10 protein-coding genes and 1 tRNA gene are annotated in these 16,686 nt (G+C 68.4%); 2 read left to right on the top strand and 9 right to left on the bottom strand.

The window, feature by feature from the left end; all coding sequences use genetic code 11:
- Positions 1-57: 57 nt before the first annotated feature.
- The 5 genes from KZC50_RS11185 to polA form a co-directional block, all read right to left on the bottom strand.
- Positions 58-822, bottom strand: a complete 765-nt coding sequence (locus tag KZC50_RS11185; protein WP_310891732.1) for an SGNH/GDSL hydrolase family protein — start codon at positions 820-822, stop codon at positions 58-60.
- Between the two features lie 19 nt (positions 823-841).
- On the bottom strand, positions 842-2,173 hold the full coding sequence (locus KZC50_RS11180) for an MFS transporter (RefSeq protein WP_310891917.1): 1,332 nt from the start codon (positions 2,171-2,173) through the stop codon (positions 842-844).
- A gap of 51 nt (positions 2,174-2,224) precedes the next feature.
- Complete coding sequence (locus KZC50_RS11175) at positions 2,225-3,280, bottom strand: LLM class flavin-dependent oxidoreductase (protein WP_301132282.1); 1,056 nt, start codon at positions 3,278-3,280, stop codon at positions 2,225-2,227.
- A 98-nt stretch (positions 3,281-3,378) separates the two neighbouring features.
- Entirely contained in the window at positions 3,379-5,052 is a 1,674-nt protein-coding gene (locus tag KZC50_RS11170) for a DUF885 domain-containing protein (RefSeq protein ID WP_310891731.1), read from the bottom strand.
- Positions 5,053-5,117: 65 nt separating this feature from the next.
- Positions 5,118-7,757: a DNA polymerase I gene (gene polA / locus KZC50_RS11165; RefSeq protein WP_310891730.1), complete on the bottom strand. Its 2,640-nt coding sequence runs from the start codon at positions 7,755-7,757 to the stop codon at positions 5,118-5,120.
- Between the two features lie 58 nt (positions 7,758-7,815).
- On the opposite strand from polA, the gene KZC50_RS11160 reads away from it, so the two are divergent.
- Positions 7,816-8,241 carry a hotdog fold thioesterase gene (locus tag KZC50_RS11160; protein WP_310891729.1) on the top strand — a complete coding sequence of 142 codons (426 nt, stop codon included), beginning with the start codon at positions 7,816-7,818 and terminating at the stop codon, positions 8,239-8,241.
- Here the strand turns inward: KZC50_RS11160 and KZC50_RS11155 are convergent, their stop codons facing one another.
- Complete coding sequence (locus tag KZC50_RS11155; RefSeq protein ID WP_053547513.1) at positions 8,242-8,853, bottom strand: ANTAR domain-containing response regulator; 612 nt, start codon at positions 8,851-8,853, stop codon at positions 8,242-8,244.
- Positions 8,854-8,887: 34 nt separating this feature from the next.
- Between KZC50_RS11155 and KZC50_RS11150 the strand changes: the two genes are divergently transcribed.
- Positions 8,888-8,970 (top strand) — tRNA-Leu (locus KZC50_RS11150).
- A 110-nt stretch (positions 8,971-9,080) separates the two neighbouring features.
- Here the strand turns inward: KZC50_RS11150 and pyk are convergent.
- The 3 genes from pyk to gltB are packed head-to-tail and all read right to left on the bottom strand — an operon-like array spanning position 9,081 to position 16,635.
- A complete protein-coding gene (gene pyk, locus KZC50_RS11145) occupies positions 9,081-10,529 on the bottom strand; it encodes a pyruvate kinase (RefSeq protein ID WP_310891728.1) in 1,449 nt (482 codons plus the stop codon).
- Positions 10,530-10,574: 45 nt separating this feature from the next.
- Positions 10,575-12,041 carry a glutamate synthase subunit beta gene (locus KZC50_RS11140; protein WP_310891727.1) on the bottom strand — a complete coding sequence of 489 codons (1,467 nt, stop codon included), beginning with the start codon at positions 12,039-12,041 and terminating at the stop codon, positions 10,575-10,577.
- Complete coding sequence (gltB, locus tag KZC50_RS11135; protein WP_301132289.1) at positions 12,034-16,635, bottom strand: glutamate synthase large subunit; 4,602 nt, start codon at positions 16,633-16,635, stop codon at positions 12,034-12,036. Before gltB ends, KZC50_RS11140 begins: the two co-directional genes overlap by 8 nt.
- Positions 16,636-16,686 lie beyond the last annotated feature (51 nt).

Raw genomic sequence — 16,686 nt, 5'->3', positions numbered from 1 at the left:
GTGTGGCGCTTCCCGCGTGTTCACTGGGAGGCCTTGACAGCGGCCCGCGTTTGTGGATCAGGCGTCGGAGTTCGGCGCGACCGTCACCCACTCGGCGAACTTCGGCATCCGCCCGTCTCCGGACGACGTGCGGGCGAGCCGCCGACGCACCCACGGGGCCACATGCTCCCGGTAATATGCCGCGCCCCGCGCGCCGGTCGGAGCGAGCTCCGGAAGCGACCACCACGCTGCCGGCGGCTCGAATCCCAGTGTCGAGAGCACCCGCGCGGCCACACGATGGTGCCCCCGGGCATTCATGTGCAGACGGTCATCCGACCAGTAGGGCGGCGTGGCCAGCTCGCGATCCGGCCAGTTGAGCGCGCGGAGCACATCGGGGTGCGCCGAGAACCGTTCGACCACGGCGGCAGAGAGAACGTCACCGCGCTGTCGCACCAGCCGGCCGAGAGGCAACTGCCCCGAGGGATTCGCACCCGACAGCAGGATGAGCTGCACTCCCTCCTGTGCGCAACGCAGACGCACGCGGTCGAAAGCCTCGACGATCGCCGCGATGCTGGTGCGGGGGCGCAGCATGTCGTTGCCGCCGCCGTTGAACGACAGGTGTGTGGGCTTCAGTGCCAGCGCGGGCTCGAGCTGCTCGTCCACGATCGGCCAGACGAGCTTCCCGCGAATGGCGAGATTGGCATACTCGACCGGCGCATCGGAGGCGTTCGCCCAGCCCTCGGCGACGAGATCCGCCCACCCGCGCACAGTACCGTCCGGCAGTTCGTCACCCACCCCCTCGGTGAAGGAGTCGCCGATCGCCACGAAGCGCACAGAAGACATCCCGACAGCCTACGACCGCTCAGCGATCGTCGAGACTCGCGCCGCGACGATCCACCAGTCCCCACGCGGCGATCGCCGCGACGGCGAAGAAGGCCCCGAACACGACGAACAGCAACGGCGCGCCTCCTCCGGCGAGCAGCGGCGGAACCGTGAGGGGCGCGATGATCGAGGCGATCCGGCCGACCCCGGCCGCCCAACCGGCGCCTGTCGCGCGGAGGGAGGTCGGATACATCTCCGGTGTCACGGCGTACAGCGCTCCCCACGCCCCGAGATTGAAGAACGACAGGGCCATTCCCGCGCCGATGATCATCGCGACGCCGTCGGCCGTGCCGAAGACGAGAGCGGATGCCGCGGACCCGACCAGGAACACGGACAGCGTCGCGCGCCGCCCCCACACCTCCACGAGCCACGCGGCGACGGCATAGCCCGGGAGCTGCGCGAGCGTGATCACGAGCGTGAACCCGAACGAGCGCACCAGGTCGTAGCCCTGCGACACCAGGATCGACGGAATCCAGATGAAGGCACCGTAGTAGGAGAAGTTCACGCAGAACCACACGATCCACAGGCTCACCGTGCGCGCGCGGAACTCCCCGCGCCACAATCCGGACACGCCGCTTCCGGCATCCGGGTGCGCGTTCTCGCTCGTGCGCTCGACGACGCGACCCGTCGCGGAACGGGTACGACCCCCGGTGGCACGGATGCGCCGCGCCGCATCCTCGAAACTGCGCACCACGCGATCGGCATCGTCGTGACGCCCACGGCGCGCGAGCCATCGCGGCGACTCCGGCAGCCCCCATCGCACGGCGAGGGCGTAAGCGGCGGGGATGGCGCCGATGGCGAATGCCCATCTCCACCCGTCGTCGGATGCCGGGATCACGAGGAATCCGATGACGGCGGCGGCCGTCCAACCGACGGCCCAGAACGCCTCCAGGATCACGATGACGCGACCGCGGATACGAGCGGGCGCGAACTCCGAGACATAGGTCGATGCGACCGGGAGTTCCGCCCCCAACCCGAGCCCCACGAGGAAGCGGAACGCGAGGAGAGCGGCAAGACCTGTGACGAGCGCACTCGCACCCGTGGCGATCCCGTAGACGAGAAGAGTGAGCGCGAAGATCTGTCGGCGCCCGAACCGGTCCGCGAGCAGCCCGCCGAGGGTGGCACCGATCGCCATGCCGACGAATCCGATCGATGCGATCCATGCGGTCTGGGACGGCTCCAACTGCCACTGCACGGCCAGCGCCGCGATGATGAACGAGATGAGCCCGACGTCCATGGCGTCGAGGGCCCAGCCGATGCCGGACCCCATCAGAACCCGGAGGTGACGGCGGGTGAACGGCAGCGCGTCCATCCGCGCCGACGTGTCGGAGGCGCTCGGGGTGTCGGTGCTCACCGGCTCATGTTAGAGCGCGATCGGCACCGCGTCGCGCTCCCGGGCCTCGGCGACCAGCTCGCGAACACGCGGGATCACCTCGGTTCCGAACAGCTCGATGGAGCGCATGAGCTTCTCGTGCGCAAGCGTTCCGTTGGAGTACTTCAGATCGAAGCGATCCAGTCCGAGAGCGAGCACGGTGTCGGCGATCTTCCGCGCGACGCGCTCCGGCGAGCCGGAGTAGATGGCGCCCTCGCCCACGTCCTGCTGGAAACGCAGACGGTTGTACGGGGGCCAGCCGCGTTCGCGACCGATCGTGGTGAACATCACGTCGAACGCGGGGTATGCCTCCTCCCACGCCTGCTCGTCCGTGTCGGCGATGTGCCCCGGGGAGTGCACGCCGATCGGCCGCGCGTCGTGGCCGAACTGGGCGAGCGAGCGACGGAACAGGTCGGCGTAGGGCGCGAAGCGGGCGGACGGACCGCCGATGATCGCGAGCATGAGCCCGAACCCGTAGCGGGCGGTGCGGACGACCGACTCCGGCGAGCCGCCGACGCCGATCCAGGCCGGCATGCCGTTCGCCGTCTTGGGAAAGACCTCGTTTCCCTGGAGAGGCCGCCGCGTGGTCCCCTGCCAGGTGACGGGCTCCTCCTTCAGCAGTGCCGCGAGGAGATCCAGCTTCTCCTCGAAGAGGACGTCGTAGTCCTTCAACTCGTAGCCGAAGAGCGGGAAGGATTCCGTGAAGGAACCGCGTCCGAGGATCGGCTCGGAGCGTCCGTTCGACAGCGCATCCAGTGTCGCGAAGCGCTGGAAGACACGCACCGGGTCATCGGAGGAGAGCACCGTGACGGCGGTGCCCAGACGGATGTTCTTCGTGCGCGATGCGATCGCGGCGAGCACGATCTCCGGGCTCGACACCGCGTACTCGGTGCGGTGATGCTCCCCCACGCCGAAGAAGGCGATCCCCAGCTCATCGGCGAGGGCCGCCTGGTCGACGACATTGCGCAGCGTCTGCGCGTGAGAGAGCAGCTCGCCGTCGGAATCGACGGTGACGTCCCCGAAGGTGTGCAGTCCGAACTCGATCATGGATCGTCCTTTCTATTCGCACGAATAGAACGTGTGCGGGTTCAGCCTATTCCCTCGGAGGCGCCACCGTCGTCACCGCTGCGTCGCCGGTGCGCCGATCAGCGGGCGAGCGCCTCACGGAGAGTGTCCAGACCGACACCACCGACGTCGAGCGCGCGCTTGTGGAAGTCCTTGATCGAGAAGGCCGCGCCCTCGCGCTCGGCGACATCGTCGCGCAGCTGCTCCCAGATGCGCTGCCCCACCTTGTAGGACGGCGCCTGCCCGGGCCAGCCGAGGTAGCGGTTGACCTCGAAGCGCACGAACTCGGCAGGCATGTTCACGTTCTGGCTCATGAACTCCAGCGCGAACGGCGCATCCCAGGCGGCGGCACCGTCCGGACGCTGCTTCTCGAGGTGGACGCCGATGTCGAGCGCGACGCGCGCGGCACGCATGCGCTGCCCATCGAGCATGCCCAGGCGGTCGGCGGGGTCATCCAGGTAGCCCAGCTGCTCCATCAGGCGTTCGGCGTACAGAGCCCACCCCTCGGCATGGCCGGATGTTCCGGCGAGAAGCCGGCGCCAGGAGTTCAACTGGCCGCGGTTGTACACCGCCTGCGCGATCTGCAGGTGATGCCCCGGAACGCCCTCGTGGTACACCGTCGTCAGTTCCCGCCAGGTGTCGAACTCCTCGACCCCCTCCGGAACCGACCACCACATCCGTCCCGGTCGTGAGAAGTCGTCGGTCGGTCCGGTGTAGTAGATGCCGCCTTCTTTGGTCGGAGCGATCATGCATTCGAGCTTGCGGATCGGATCGGCGATGTCGAAGTGGGTCCGCCCCAGCTCCTCGACCGCGCGATCGCTGACCCGCTGCATCCATTCCTGCAGCTGCGCCGTGCCGTGGAGCTTGCGCGCGTCGTCCTTCTCGAGGAAGGCCACCGCCTCCTCGACACTCGCCCCGGGCAGGATCTCGTTCGCGATCGACTCCTGCTCCGCGACCATGCGCGCGAGCTCCTCGACGCCCCACTCGTAGGTCTCGTCGAGGTCGATCTCCGCCCCGAGGAATCGGCGGGAGTGCAGGGCGTAGAGGTCGCGTCCGACGGCGTCCTTCTCCTCCGCGACAGGAGCCAGTTCAGAGGTGAGGTAGGTGGCGAGCGTGTCGTAAGCGACCCGCGCGGCGCCCGCTCGATCGGCGAGATCACGCGCGAGCGATGCCGGGAGCTGTCCGTCCGCCGGCGCAGCCTCTGCCGTGAACTCGGCGAAGAAGCCGGAGTCGTCGGTGTACCGCGCGATCTGGGCCGCGACCTCGACGACCTGTCGGCGCGCCGGGACCACGCCGCGCGCCGCACCTTCGCGCAGCGTCGCCACGTATCCCTCGATCGCGGCGGGGAGAGCACCCAGCCGCTCCGAGATGACCGACCAGTCCTCGGGGGTGTCGGTGGGCATCAGATCGAAGACGGCGCGGATGTCTTGCGCGGGCGAGGCGATGACATTGAGGTCGCGCAGGTGCCACTGGGCGTCGGCGAGCTCCAGGTCGAGCTCGAGCTCGCGCGAGAGGTCGGCCTTCGTCACGCGGTCGATGTCGTCGACGGGCTCCGCAGCGGTGAGGTCCGCGAGCGTGGACCGCGCGGCGGCCACGACCCGCTCGTGCCCCTCGGGGCTGTAGTCGCCGTATCGGCCGTTGTGCTCGAAGCGACCGATATAGGTCGCGACGGTCGGTTCCAGCTCGGCGATGGTGTCGACCCACGCGTCGGCGATCGTGTCGATCGGCGTGGGCGTCCGGGAGTTCTCAGTCATGGATTCGAGCCTAGGCAGGCGCGTGCGACCGCGCCAGCCGCCCACGCCGCGCGGACATCACCGACTCAGTGCCCGGCGGTGTCCCAGTCCCCCCCGCGCCCGATCTGGACGTCCAGCGGAACCGTGAGGTCCGCAGCATCCGCCATCCGGACCCGCACGATCTCCTCGACCCGATCCCACTCCCCCGCGGCGACCTCCACGACGAGCTCGTCATGGATCTGCAGGAGCACGCGCGACCCGAGGCCCTGGCTCATCAGCTCCTCGTGGATGCGGAACAGCGCGATCTTCATGATGTCGGCGGCACTCCCCTGAATCGGGGCGTTCAGCGCGGCGCGCTCCGCGTTCTCGCGAAGGACGCGGTTCGGGCTCGCGAGATCGGGGAAGGGCCGGCGGCGACCGAAGATCGTCTCCGTGTAGCCGTCGATCCGGGCCTGTTCGACCGAGGACCGGAGGTAGTCGCGCACCGCACCGAAGCGCGCAAAGTACTCCATCATCAGCTGTTTCGCCTCCGACTGCTCGATGCGCAGCTGCTTGGACAGCCCGAATGCCGACAGGCCGTAGACGAGACCGTAGGACATGGCTTTGACCTTGGTGCGCATCGCGGGGGTCACCTCTTCCGGAGCGACCGCGAACACGCGGGCACCGACGAATCGATGCAGGTCTTCGCCTGATCGGAACGCCTCGATGAGGCCCGGGTCCTCCGACAAGTGCGCCATGATGCGCATCTCGATCTGCGAGTAGTCCGCGGTCAGCAGCGTCTCGTAGCCTTCGCCGACCTCGAACGCGGCGCGGATGCGTCGACTCTCATCGGTGCGGATGGGGATGTTCTGCAGGTTGGGATCGGTCGAACTCAGACGACCGGTTTGGCTCCCGGTCTGGACGTAGGTGGTGTGGATGCGGCCGTCGGCGGCGATGGCTCCGTCGAGGGACTCGATGATCTGGCGGAGCTTCGTCGCCTCCCGGTGCTGCAGGAGGAGGCTGAGGAAGGGGTGCGGGTGGGATTCCTGCAGATCGGCGAGGACCGCCGCATCCGTGGAGTACCCGGTCTTGGTCTTCCGGGTCTTCGGAAGCTCGAGCTCATCGAAGAGCACTTCCTGCAGCTGCTTCGGCGAACCGAGGTTCACTTCGCGCCCGATGGCCGCGTACGCCTGCTGGGCGATGCCGTCGGCGCGCGCGGCGAGTTCCGCGGAGAAACCGGAGAGCTTCTCATGCGACACCGCCACACCCGCGAGCTCCATGTCGGCGAGGGCCGTCAGGGTCGGCAGCTCGATATCGGTCAGCACCGAGGCCACGGATGCCGGCAGCTCGGCGCGGAGGGCATCGGCGACCCGCAGGGTGAACCAGGACAGCTGACCGGGAGTCGCTCCCTCGTTCTCCGGCACCAGTTGCGACGGATCAGCCTCGGGGAGCTTCTCGTCCAGGTAGCGGTCGACGAGGTCGGCGAGGGTCTTGTCGGGGAGGCTCGGGCGGACAAGCCATCCGGCGATCACGGTGTCGAACGCCAGGTTCGTCACCGTGATCCCGGCGCGGCGCAGCGCCTTGATCTGCGTCTTGGCGTCGCTGAACGCCTTCGGGGTGTCGCTCGCGAACCAGACACGGAGACCGTCGGCGACATCGTCGGACCAGTCCGCCTCGACGGCGGCGGACGTTGTGGCGAAGCCGATGCGGTGCGGCAGGCCGCCTTGGACGACCACCGTCACACCGATCACGCCTTCGGCGGCGGCGAGCCACTCCGTCACCGCGCCGACATCCACGGTGGGCGACGCCGGGAGCGGCTCCGCGTCGGCAGCCGGCGCCGCCCCCATCGCGGGGTCGAGACCCGCGACCTCGAACACCCGCGGGAGGAGGGTGCGGAATTCAAGCCGCGCGAAGATGTCGCGCACCGCCTGGGCGTCCATCGGCTGGACGACGAGGTCGGCGGGCGTCACGGGAAGCTCGACGTCACGCATGAGGCGGTTCAGCATCCGATTGCGGCGCACGTCGTCGAGGTGCTCCCGCAGGTTCCCGCCGACGACGCCCTTGATGGTGTCGGCGCCGTCGAGAAGGGCATCGAGCGAACCGAACTGGGTGAGCCACTTCACCGCGGTCTTCTCCCCCACCTTCGGCACACCGGGGAGGTTGTCGCTCGTCTCACCGACGAGCGCGGCGATGTCGGGGTACTGCTCGGGCGGGACGCCGTATCGCTCGATGACCGCCTCACGGTCGTAGCGCTTCAGTTGGGAGACGCCCTGCACGTTCGGATAGAGCAGGGTGACGTCGTCGTTCACCAACTGGATGGTGTCGCGGTCGCCCGAGCACACGAGGACGTGGAAGCCTGCCGCGGCGCCCTCGGCGGCGAGGGTGGCGAGGATGTCGTCGGCCTCGATGTCCTCCTGCTGGAGCACCGGGATGCTCATGGCGGAGAGACACTCCTGCAGCAGCGGAATCTGCCCCTTGAACTCCGCCGGGGTCTCCGAACGGTTCGCCTTGTACTCGGGGTACTCGCGGGTGCGGAACGACTGTCGTGAAGTGTCGAAGGCCACGGCGAGGTGCGTCGGGCGCTCGGCCTTGATGAGGTTCACCAGCATCGACAGGAAGCCGTAGATGCCGTTGGTGTGCTGACCGTCTTTGGTCGAGAAGTTGTCGACCGGCAGCGCATAGAAGGCCCGGTATGCCAGCGAATGGCCGTCGACGACGAGGAGGGTAGGCTTTGCGGAGTCCGTCACCCTGCAAGCCTAGACGGGGCATCCGACGGCTGAATCTCCGCAGACGGAAGGCGCCGCGATGACCGCAGACTCATCCCGTGACGACGGCCTCGAATGGGCGCTCAGCCGAGGAATCGGCGCCCTCGCCGAGAAGATGGGGTTCGAGTGGGTGACGTTCACGGCGGATCGCGCCGTGGCGAGGATGCCGGTCGACGGCAACACGCAGCCGGTGGGCCTCTTCCACGGCGGGGGCTATGTCGTCCTCGGCGAGTCGCTCGGCTCGATGCACGCGAACTTCCTCGCCGGCCCCGGGCGCCTGGCGGTCGGCGTCGACATCAACGCCACCCATACCCGTTCGGCGACCCGCGGGTGGGTGACCGGTGAGTGCGTCCCGTTGCACGCCGGGCGAAGCCTCACCGTGCATGAGATCGTCGTGCGCGATGACGACGGGCGGCGCTGCTCGACGGTGCGGATCACGAACATGATCCGCGACCTCGCGGGCTGATCAGCCCTTCTTGGGAGCCAGCTGCTCGATGATCGCCTTCGCGACGTCCTGCATCGTCAGGCGACGATCCATCGACGCCTTCTGGATCCAGCGGAACGCCTCGGGCTCGGACAGCCCCATCTTCTCGTTGAGCAGTCCCTTGGCCCGGTCGACGAGCTTGCGGGTCTCGAAGCGCTCGACCATGTCGGCGACCTCGGTCTCGAGGGTGATGATCTGCTCGTAGCGGGCCAGCGCGATCTCGATCGCGGGGAGGAGGTCGTTCGGCGTGAAGGGCTTCACGACGTAGGCAAGGGCTCCGGCCTCGCTGGCGCGCTCGACGAGCTCCTTCTGGCTGAACGCGGTGAGGAGCACCACGGGGGCGATGTGGTTCTTGCTCAGCTTCTCGGCGGCGGAGATGCCGTCGAGCTGCGGCATCTTGACGTCCATGATGACGAGGTCGGGGCGCAGCTCGGTGGCAAGGGCCACGGCGGTCTCTCCGTCGCCGGCCTCGCCGACCACGTCGAAACCGTTGTCGCGGAGAATCTCGACGATGTCGAGTCGGATGAGCGACTCATCCTCGGCGACGACGACGCGACGGGGGGTGGGTGCCGTGGTGGTTTCCTGCTCAGTCACCCTTGAATCCTACGGTATGGTCGTTCGCGGACCAGCCGGTGTGGCGGAATGGCAGACGCGACCGACTCAAACTCGGTTGCCCGCAAGGGCGTGTGGGTTCGACTCCCACCACCGGCACGTGCCGAAGGCCGCGACCCGTCAGGGTTGCGGCCTTCATCGTTCCCGGAGCCGATACGCCGAGAACGACGAAGCGGCCGCCGGATACCCGGCGGCCGCTTCGTCGTGTGTCACGCTTCCGCTTTGTAGATGGGCGCGTTGCCGTTGACGGCGTCGCCGACCTTGTGGATGCGGATGTCGTTGGTCGACCCGATGATCCCGGGAGGGGACCCGGAGATCACGACGACCTTGTCGCCGACCTCGGCGAGCTTGTTGTCGAGGAGGTAGTTGTCCACCTGGATGAACATCAGGTCGGTGTGGGCGACGTGCTCGACGAGCGTGGACTGCACACCCCACGTGAGGGCCATGCGACGACGGATCGCCGGGTCCGGCGCGAAGCCGAGGATCGGGATGTTCGGGCGCAGGCGCGACATGCGCCGCGCGGTGTCACCGGACTCGGTGAACAGGCACAGGTACTTCGCGTCGACGAACTCCGCGACCTCCATGGCCGCCAGGGTGATCGCACCACCCTGGGTGCGGGGCTTCGTCGTGAGCGGCGCGATGCGCTCGAGACCGTGCTCCTCCGTGGAGGCGATGATGCGGGCCATGGTCTCGACCACGACGACGGGATACGCCCCGACGCTGGTCTCACCGGACAGCATCACGGCGTCGGCACCGTCGAGGACGGCGTTGGCGACGTCGCTGGTCTCGGCCCGGGTGGGAACGGGGCTGCTGATCATCGACTCGAGCATCTGGGTCGCGACGATGACCGGCTTGGCCATGCGGCGGCAGAGCTCCACCGCACGCTTCTGCACGATCGGGACGGCTTCGAGCGGGAGCTCCACGCCCAGGTCACCGCGGGCGACCATGATGCCGTCGAAGGCGTCGATGATCTCCTCGAGGTTGTCGACCGCCTGCGGCTTCTCGATCTTGGCGATGACGGGGACGCGGACGCCCTCCTCAGCCATGATCTCGTGGACACGCTGAACGTCCTTGGCGTCGCGAACGAACGACAGGGCGATGAGATCCGCCCCTGCCCGCAGGCCCCAGCGGAGGTCGGCCTCGTCCTTCTCCGACAGCGCGGGGACGTTGACGGCGACGCCGGGGAGGTTGATGCCCTTGTTGTTCGAGACGGGACCGCCGACGATCACCTTGGTGGTGACGACCGTACCGTCGGTCTCGACGACCTCCACACGGACCTTGCCGTCGTCGATGAGGAGGAAGTCACCGGCCTTGACGTCCTGCGGCAGTCCCTTGAAGGTCGTCGAGACGATCTCTTTGGTGCCGGGGATGTCCTCGACGGTGATCTTGAAGATGTCGCCGGGCGCGAGCTCATGCGGACCGTTCTCGAACCGCCCGAGGCGGATCTTCGGGCCCTGCAGGTCGACGAGGGCGGCGACCGCTCGGCCGGCATCCTCTGCGGCCTTGCGCACGTTGGCGAAGTTGTTGTCGTGGACCGAGTAGTCCCCGTGGCTCAGGTTGAAGCGGGCGACGTCCACACCGGCGTCGATGATGGCGCGAACCATCTCGTACGACGATGTGGCCGGACCCAGCGTGGCGACGATCTTGGCGCGTCTCATCCGTGGATTCTCCGGGTGGGTAGGGGGCGAAGTGCCGGGGCCAGCCTACGCGGGCTGCAGACCGATCGCGACATCATGCGGTCCGACCGGAGCGGGCAGCTCGGTCTCCCCCATGAGGAAACGGTCGACGTGCGCCGCGGCGGCGCGACCCTCGGCGATGGCCCACACGATCAACGACTGGCCGCGGCCGGCGTCGCCGGCGACGAACACGCCGGGAGCGGTGGTCTGGTAGTCGTTCTCACGGTGGACGTTTCCGCGATCGGTGAACTGCGCGCCGAGCTGATCCTCGAGGTGCGCGCGCTCGGGGCCGGTGAAGCCCATCGCGATGAGGACCAGGTCTGCGGGGATCTCTCGCTCCGTGCCGCTCTTGGGCACACGGCGACCGTCGACGAACTCCGTCTCGGCCACGCGGAGCGCGCGAACCTCTCCCACGTCGTTCCCGAGGAACTCCACCGTCGAGGCGAGGTAGCTGCGCTCGCCCCCCTCTTCATGGGCGGACGCGATCTCGAACAGCGTCGGACTCATCGGCCAGGGCTGGTTCTCCGGCCGCTCCTCGGGCGGGCGGCGACCGATCGCGAGGTTGGTGACGCTGAGCGCACCCTGACGGTGCGCGGTGCCGATGCAGTCCGCTCCGGTGTCACCGCCGCCGATGACGACGACGTGCTTGCCTTCGGCGAGGATCTGGTTGGCCGGAGCGTCGCCCGCCACGGCGCGGTTCGACTCGACGAGGTACTCCATGGCGAAATGGATGCCGTCGAGATCGCGTCCGGGGATCGCGAGCTCCCGGGGAAGCGTCGCTCCGGTCGCGACCACGACCGCGTCGTACCGGGCACGGAGGTCGCTCCACGAGATGTCGCGGCCGACCTCGACACCGGCGCGGAATCGCGTGCCCTCGTCCTGCATCTGTCGCAGTCGGGACTCGAGGTGACGCTTCTCCATCTTGAAGTCGGGGATGCCGTACCGGAGGAGTCCGCCGATGCGGTCGTCGCGCTCGTACACGGCCACGGTGTGGCCGGCGCGCGTCAGCTGCTGGGCGGCGGCGAGTCCGGCGGGGCCGGAACCGACCACGGCGACGGTCTTGCCGGTCAGACGACCCGGCGGCTCGGGCTCCACCCAGCCCCGGGTGAAAGCCTCGTCGATGATCGACACCTCGACCTGCTTGATGGTCACCGGCGGCTGGTTGATCCCCAGGACGCACGAGCTCTCGCACGGCGCCGGGCACAGACGCCCGGTGAATTCGGGGAAGTTGTTCGTCGCGTGCAGGCGCTCGATCGCCGCGCGTCCCTCGCCACGCCAGGTGAGGTCGTTCCACTCGGGGATGAGATTCCCCAGCGGGCAGCCCTGGTGGCAGAACGGCACGCCGCAGTCCATGCAGCGCCCCGCCTGACGGCGGAGGACCGCACTGTCGCCCGGCTCGTAGACCTCTTTCCAGTCCATGATCCGCACCGGCACGGGCCGCCGCGGGGGCAGCTCTCGGTCGGTGACTTTCAGAAAGCCTTTGGGGTCAGCCACCGGTCACCTCCAGGATGCGGCTCCAGACGACGTCGCCGTCGGGGTCCAGCCCCTCGGCGGCCGCCGCCTGGCGGGTCTGCAGAACCGCGGCGTAATCGCGCGGCATGACGCGGACGAAATCGTCCAGGGTGTTCTCGAAGTCCGCGAGCATCGCGGTTGCAAGGGTCGAGTCGGTTTCCGCCACGTGCTGCTGGAGCAGGTCGCGGAGGATCTCGGCGTCGCCGGAACCCAGCGGGCCGAGTTCGAGCTCGCCGCTGGCGAGGGCCTCGCGATTCACCAGCGCCTCATCGAGCTTGTACACGTACGCGGTTCCTCCCGACATACCGGCCCCGAGGTTGCGCCCGGTCGCGCCGAGGATGACGGCGAGTCCGCCGGTCATGTACTCGAGCGCGTGGTCGCCGACACCTTCGACCACGGCGGTGGCCCCGGAATTGCGGACGAAGAAGCGCTCCCCCACCACGCCCCGAAGGAACATGGTTCCCTGCGTGGCGCCGTAGCCGATCACGTTGCCCGCGATCACGTTCTTCGAGGCGTCGAAGGTCGCCGCGCGTGGCGGGCGGACGACGATCTGTCCCCCGGAGAGCCCCTTGCCGACATAGTCGTTGGAGTCGCCCTCAAGCCGCAGGGTGATCCCCGCCGGCATGAAGGCACCCAACGACTGACCGGCGGATCCGGTGAGGTTCACCTCGATCGTGCCGGACGGCAGCCCGTTCTCGCCCTGCACGCGCGTGACGTGGTGGCCGAGCAGCGTTCCGACCGCCCGCGCGGTGTTGCGGATCGGCAAGTCGACGACGAGGTGGCCGCCGTGCGCGATGACGTCCTGCGCGCGCTCGATGATCTGCATGTCGAAGTGCTCGTCGAGCTCGTGATCCTGCACGCGGCCGCTGCGGCGCGGTTCGGAGTCCGCGAACGCCGGCCCCTCCAGAACGGGAGCGAGATTCAGCCCGCTCGCCTTCCAGTGCTCCACGGCACCCTCGATGTCGAGGAGCTCGGTGTGGCCGATGATCTCGTCGAGCGAGCGGTAGCCCAGCGCCGCGAGGTACTCACGCACCTCTTCGGCCACGAACTCCATGAAGTTCACGACGAACTCGGGCTTGCCCGTGAAGCGTGCGCGCAGGGTCGGGTTCTGCGTGGCGACGCCCACCGGGCACGTGTCCAAGTGGCAGACGCGCATCATGATGCATCCGGAGACGACCAGCGGAGCGGTGGCGAAGCCGAACTCCTCGGCGCCGAGCAGAGCGCCGATCACGACGTCGCGACCGGTCTTGAGCTGACCGTCGACCTGCACGACGACCCGGTCGCGCATGCCGTTGAGCATGAGGGTCTGCTGCGTCTCGGCGAGACCCAGCTCCCACGGCGTCCCCGCGTGCTTGAGGGAGTTCATCGGGCTCGCACCGGTGCCGCCGTCGTGTCCCGAGATGAGGATGACGTCGGCGAGCGCCTTGGCGGTGCCGGCGGCGACCGCGCCGATGCCCGACTGGCTGACGAGCTTCACGTGGACCCGGGCGACGGGATTGGCGCGCTTGAGGTCGAAGATCAGCTGCTTGAGGTCCTCGATCGAGTAGATGTCGTGGTGCGGAGGCGGTGAAATGAGACCGACACCGGGGGTTCCTCCACGCGTCCGGGCGATCTGCGGATACACCTTCTGGGGCGGGAGCTGACCGCCTTCCCCGGGCTTGGCTCCCTGGGCGAGCTTGATCTGGATGTCATCCGCCTCGGTGAGGTACAGGCTCGTGACGCCGAACCGTCCGGAGGCGACCTGCTTGATCGCGCTCCGACGCTCCGGGTCGAGGAGACGTTCGACGTCCTCCCCACCCTCGCCGGTGTTCGACTTCCCGCCGATTCGGTTCATTGCGATCGCCAGAGTCTCGTGAGCCTCCTTGGAGATCGACCCGTAGCTCATGGCTCCGGTCTGGAAGCGCTTGACGATGGACGCGACCGATTCGACCTCGTCCAGCGGCACGGGTGTCCGCCCCTCGGTGCGCAGCCGGAACAGGCCGCGAAGGGTCTTCAGCTCCTGCGCCTGGTCGTCGACCATGCGCGTGTATTCGCGGAAGATGTCGTAGCGGCGCGTGCGTGTGGCGTGCTGGAGGCGGAATACCGTCTCGGGGTTGAACAGGTGCGGTGCACCGTCCCGGCGCCACTGGTACTCGCCGCCGGTCCACAAGCGCTCGTGCGCGCGCACCGCTCCGTCTTCGGGGTAGGCATACGCGTGGCGCGCGGCGTTCTCCGCAGCGATGACGTCCAGACCGATGCCCCCGAGCTTGGACTCGGTGCCCGTGAAGTACGTGTCGACGAAGTCCTCCGACAGGCCCACGGCCTCGAAGACCTGCGCGCCGGCGTAGGAGGACACGGTGGAGATGCCCATCTTCGACATGATCTTCAGCACGCCCTTGCCGAGCGCGTAGATGAGGTTCTTCACGGCCTTTTGGGGCGTGACACCGGTGATGAAGCCGGCGCGGACGAGATACTCGACCGTCTCCATCGCCAGGTACGGATTGACCGCCGAGGCGCCGTAGCCGATCAGGGTGGCGACGTGGTGCACCTCACGGACATCGCCGGCCTCGACGACGAGACCGCACTTCATCCGGGTCTGCTTGCGGATGAGGTGGTGGTGGACGGCCGCGAGCATCAGAAGCGACGGGATCGGCGCGAGGTCCTTGTTGGAGTCACGGTCGCTCAGGACGATGAACTCCGCACCGTCCTCGATGGCCTGGTCCACCTCGGTGCACATCTGCTCGAGGCGCTTCTTCATCCCCTTGTGCCCGGCTTCGACGCGGTACAGACCACGGATGGTCACCGACGTGCGACCCGGCAGCGCCGTGTCGATGTGCTGGATCTTCGCGAGCTCGTCGTTGTCGATCACGGGGAAGTCGAGGGTCACCGTGCGCGTGTGCTCCGGACCCCACTCCAGCAGGTTGCGCTCCGGCCCGAGACCGAGCGACAGGGAGGTGACGACCTCCTCGCGGATGGAATCCAGGGGCGGGTTGGTCACCTGTGCGAATTGCTGCGTGAAGTAGTCGAAGAGCAGACGAGGGCGCTCGCTGAGGACCGCCACCGGGGTGTCGCTGCCCATGGCGCCGAGCGGCTCGGCGCCGGTCTGCCCCATCGGGGTGAGCAGGATCCGGACCTCTTCCTCGGTGTACCCGAAGGTCCGCTGACGGCGCGTGATGGACGCGATCGGGTGCACGATGTGCTCGCGCTCGGGGAGGTCGGCCAACCGCACGCGTCCGGCATCCAGCCATTCGCGCCACGGGTGCAGCCGCGCGAGCTCCCCCTTGATCTCCTCGTCCTCGATGATGCGACCCTGCGCGGTGTCGACGAGGAACATGCGTCCGGGCTGGAGGCGCCCGCGGCGCTTGATGCGCTCGGGGGCGAAGTCCAGCACTCCGGTCTCGCTGCCGATGACGACGAGGCCGTCGGTGGTCTCGGTCCAGCGCCCCGGGCGCAGACCGTTGCGGTCGAGGGTCGAGCCGACGACGGTGCCGTCCGTGAAGATCAGTGCGGCTGGTCCGTCCCACGGCTCCATCTGCATCGAGTGGTACTCGTAGAAGGCTCGGAGGTCGGGGTCGACGTCGGCCTGCTTCTCGTAGGCCTCGGGGACCATCATCATCACGGCGTGCGGCAGGCTCCGCCCGGTGAGGGTCAGGAGCTCCAGCACCTCATCGAAGGATGCCGAGTCGCTGGCGCCCGGGGTGCAGATGGGCAGCAGCGGGTCGATGTGTCCGAGCAGTTCGGACTCCAGCTGCGACTGTCGCGCCCGCATCCAGTTGCGGTTGCCCTTGACGGTGTTGATCTCGCCGTTGTGCGCGAGCATGCGCAGGGGCTGCGCGAGCGGCCACGAGGGGAACGTGTTCGTGGAGTAGCGGGAGTGCACGACGGCGAGTTCCGACGCGAAGCGCTCGTCCTGCAGGTCCGGATAGAACGGCTCGAGCTGCAGGGTGGTGACCATGCCCTTGTACCCGAGGGTGCGCGCGGAGAGCGTCACGAAGTACGCGTCGAGCTCGGTCCGCGCGCGCTTGCGCAGACGGAACGTGCGGCGGTCCAGGTCGATGCCGGAGAGCGCCGGCGCGTCGCCCACGGCCGGCCGGGAGACGAACAACTGCTCGAAGACGGGACGCGCGGCGAACGCGAGCTTGCCGAGGTTGTCGTCCTCGGTGGGGACCTCGCGCCAGCCGAGGACGGTGAGTCCCTCGGACGCGGCGATCTTCTCGATCCCCGCCTTCTGCGACGCCCGCGCGACGTCGTCGCGAGGCAGGAACACCATTCCCGCGGCATACTCGCCCACCGTCGGCAGGTCGAACGGCACCACCGCACGCAGGAACGCGTCCGGCATCTGCGTGAGGATCCCCGCGCCGTCACCCGTTCCGGCGTCGGAGCCGATCGCCCCGCGGTGCTCGAGATTCCGCAGCGCCGTGAGCGCCAGGTCGACGATGTCGTGACCTGCTTCACCGCGCAGCGTGGCGACCATCGCCAGACCGCACGCGTCCTTCTCGAAATCCGGGTTGTACATTCCCTGCTTGCGCGGGAACCCGGACAGCCCGGATGCCGGGGTGCTCGCCTCGAGGGCGTTGCGACGGGGGCTCGATGCCATACCAACCGTCCTCACGTTGATGCTCAAAATGGGACGACGTCGGCCCGGGAC

The organism is Microbacterium aurantiacum (assembly GCF_031625015.1).
Lineage (GTDB): Bacteria > Actinomycetota > Actinomycetes > Actinomycetales > Microbacteriaceae > Microbacterium > Microbacterium aurantiacum.
Note: the sequence above shows the minus strand (reverse complement) of the source record. Positions and strands in the feature narration are given on the sequence as shown.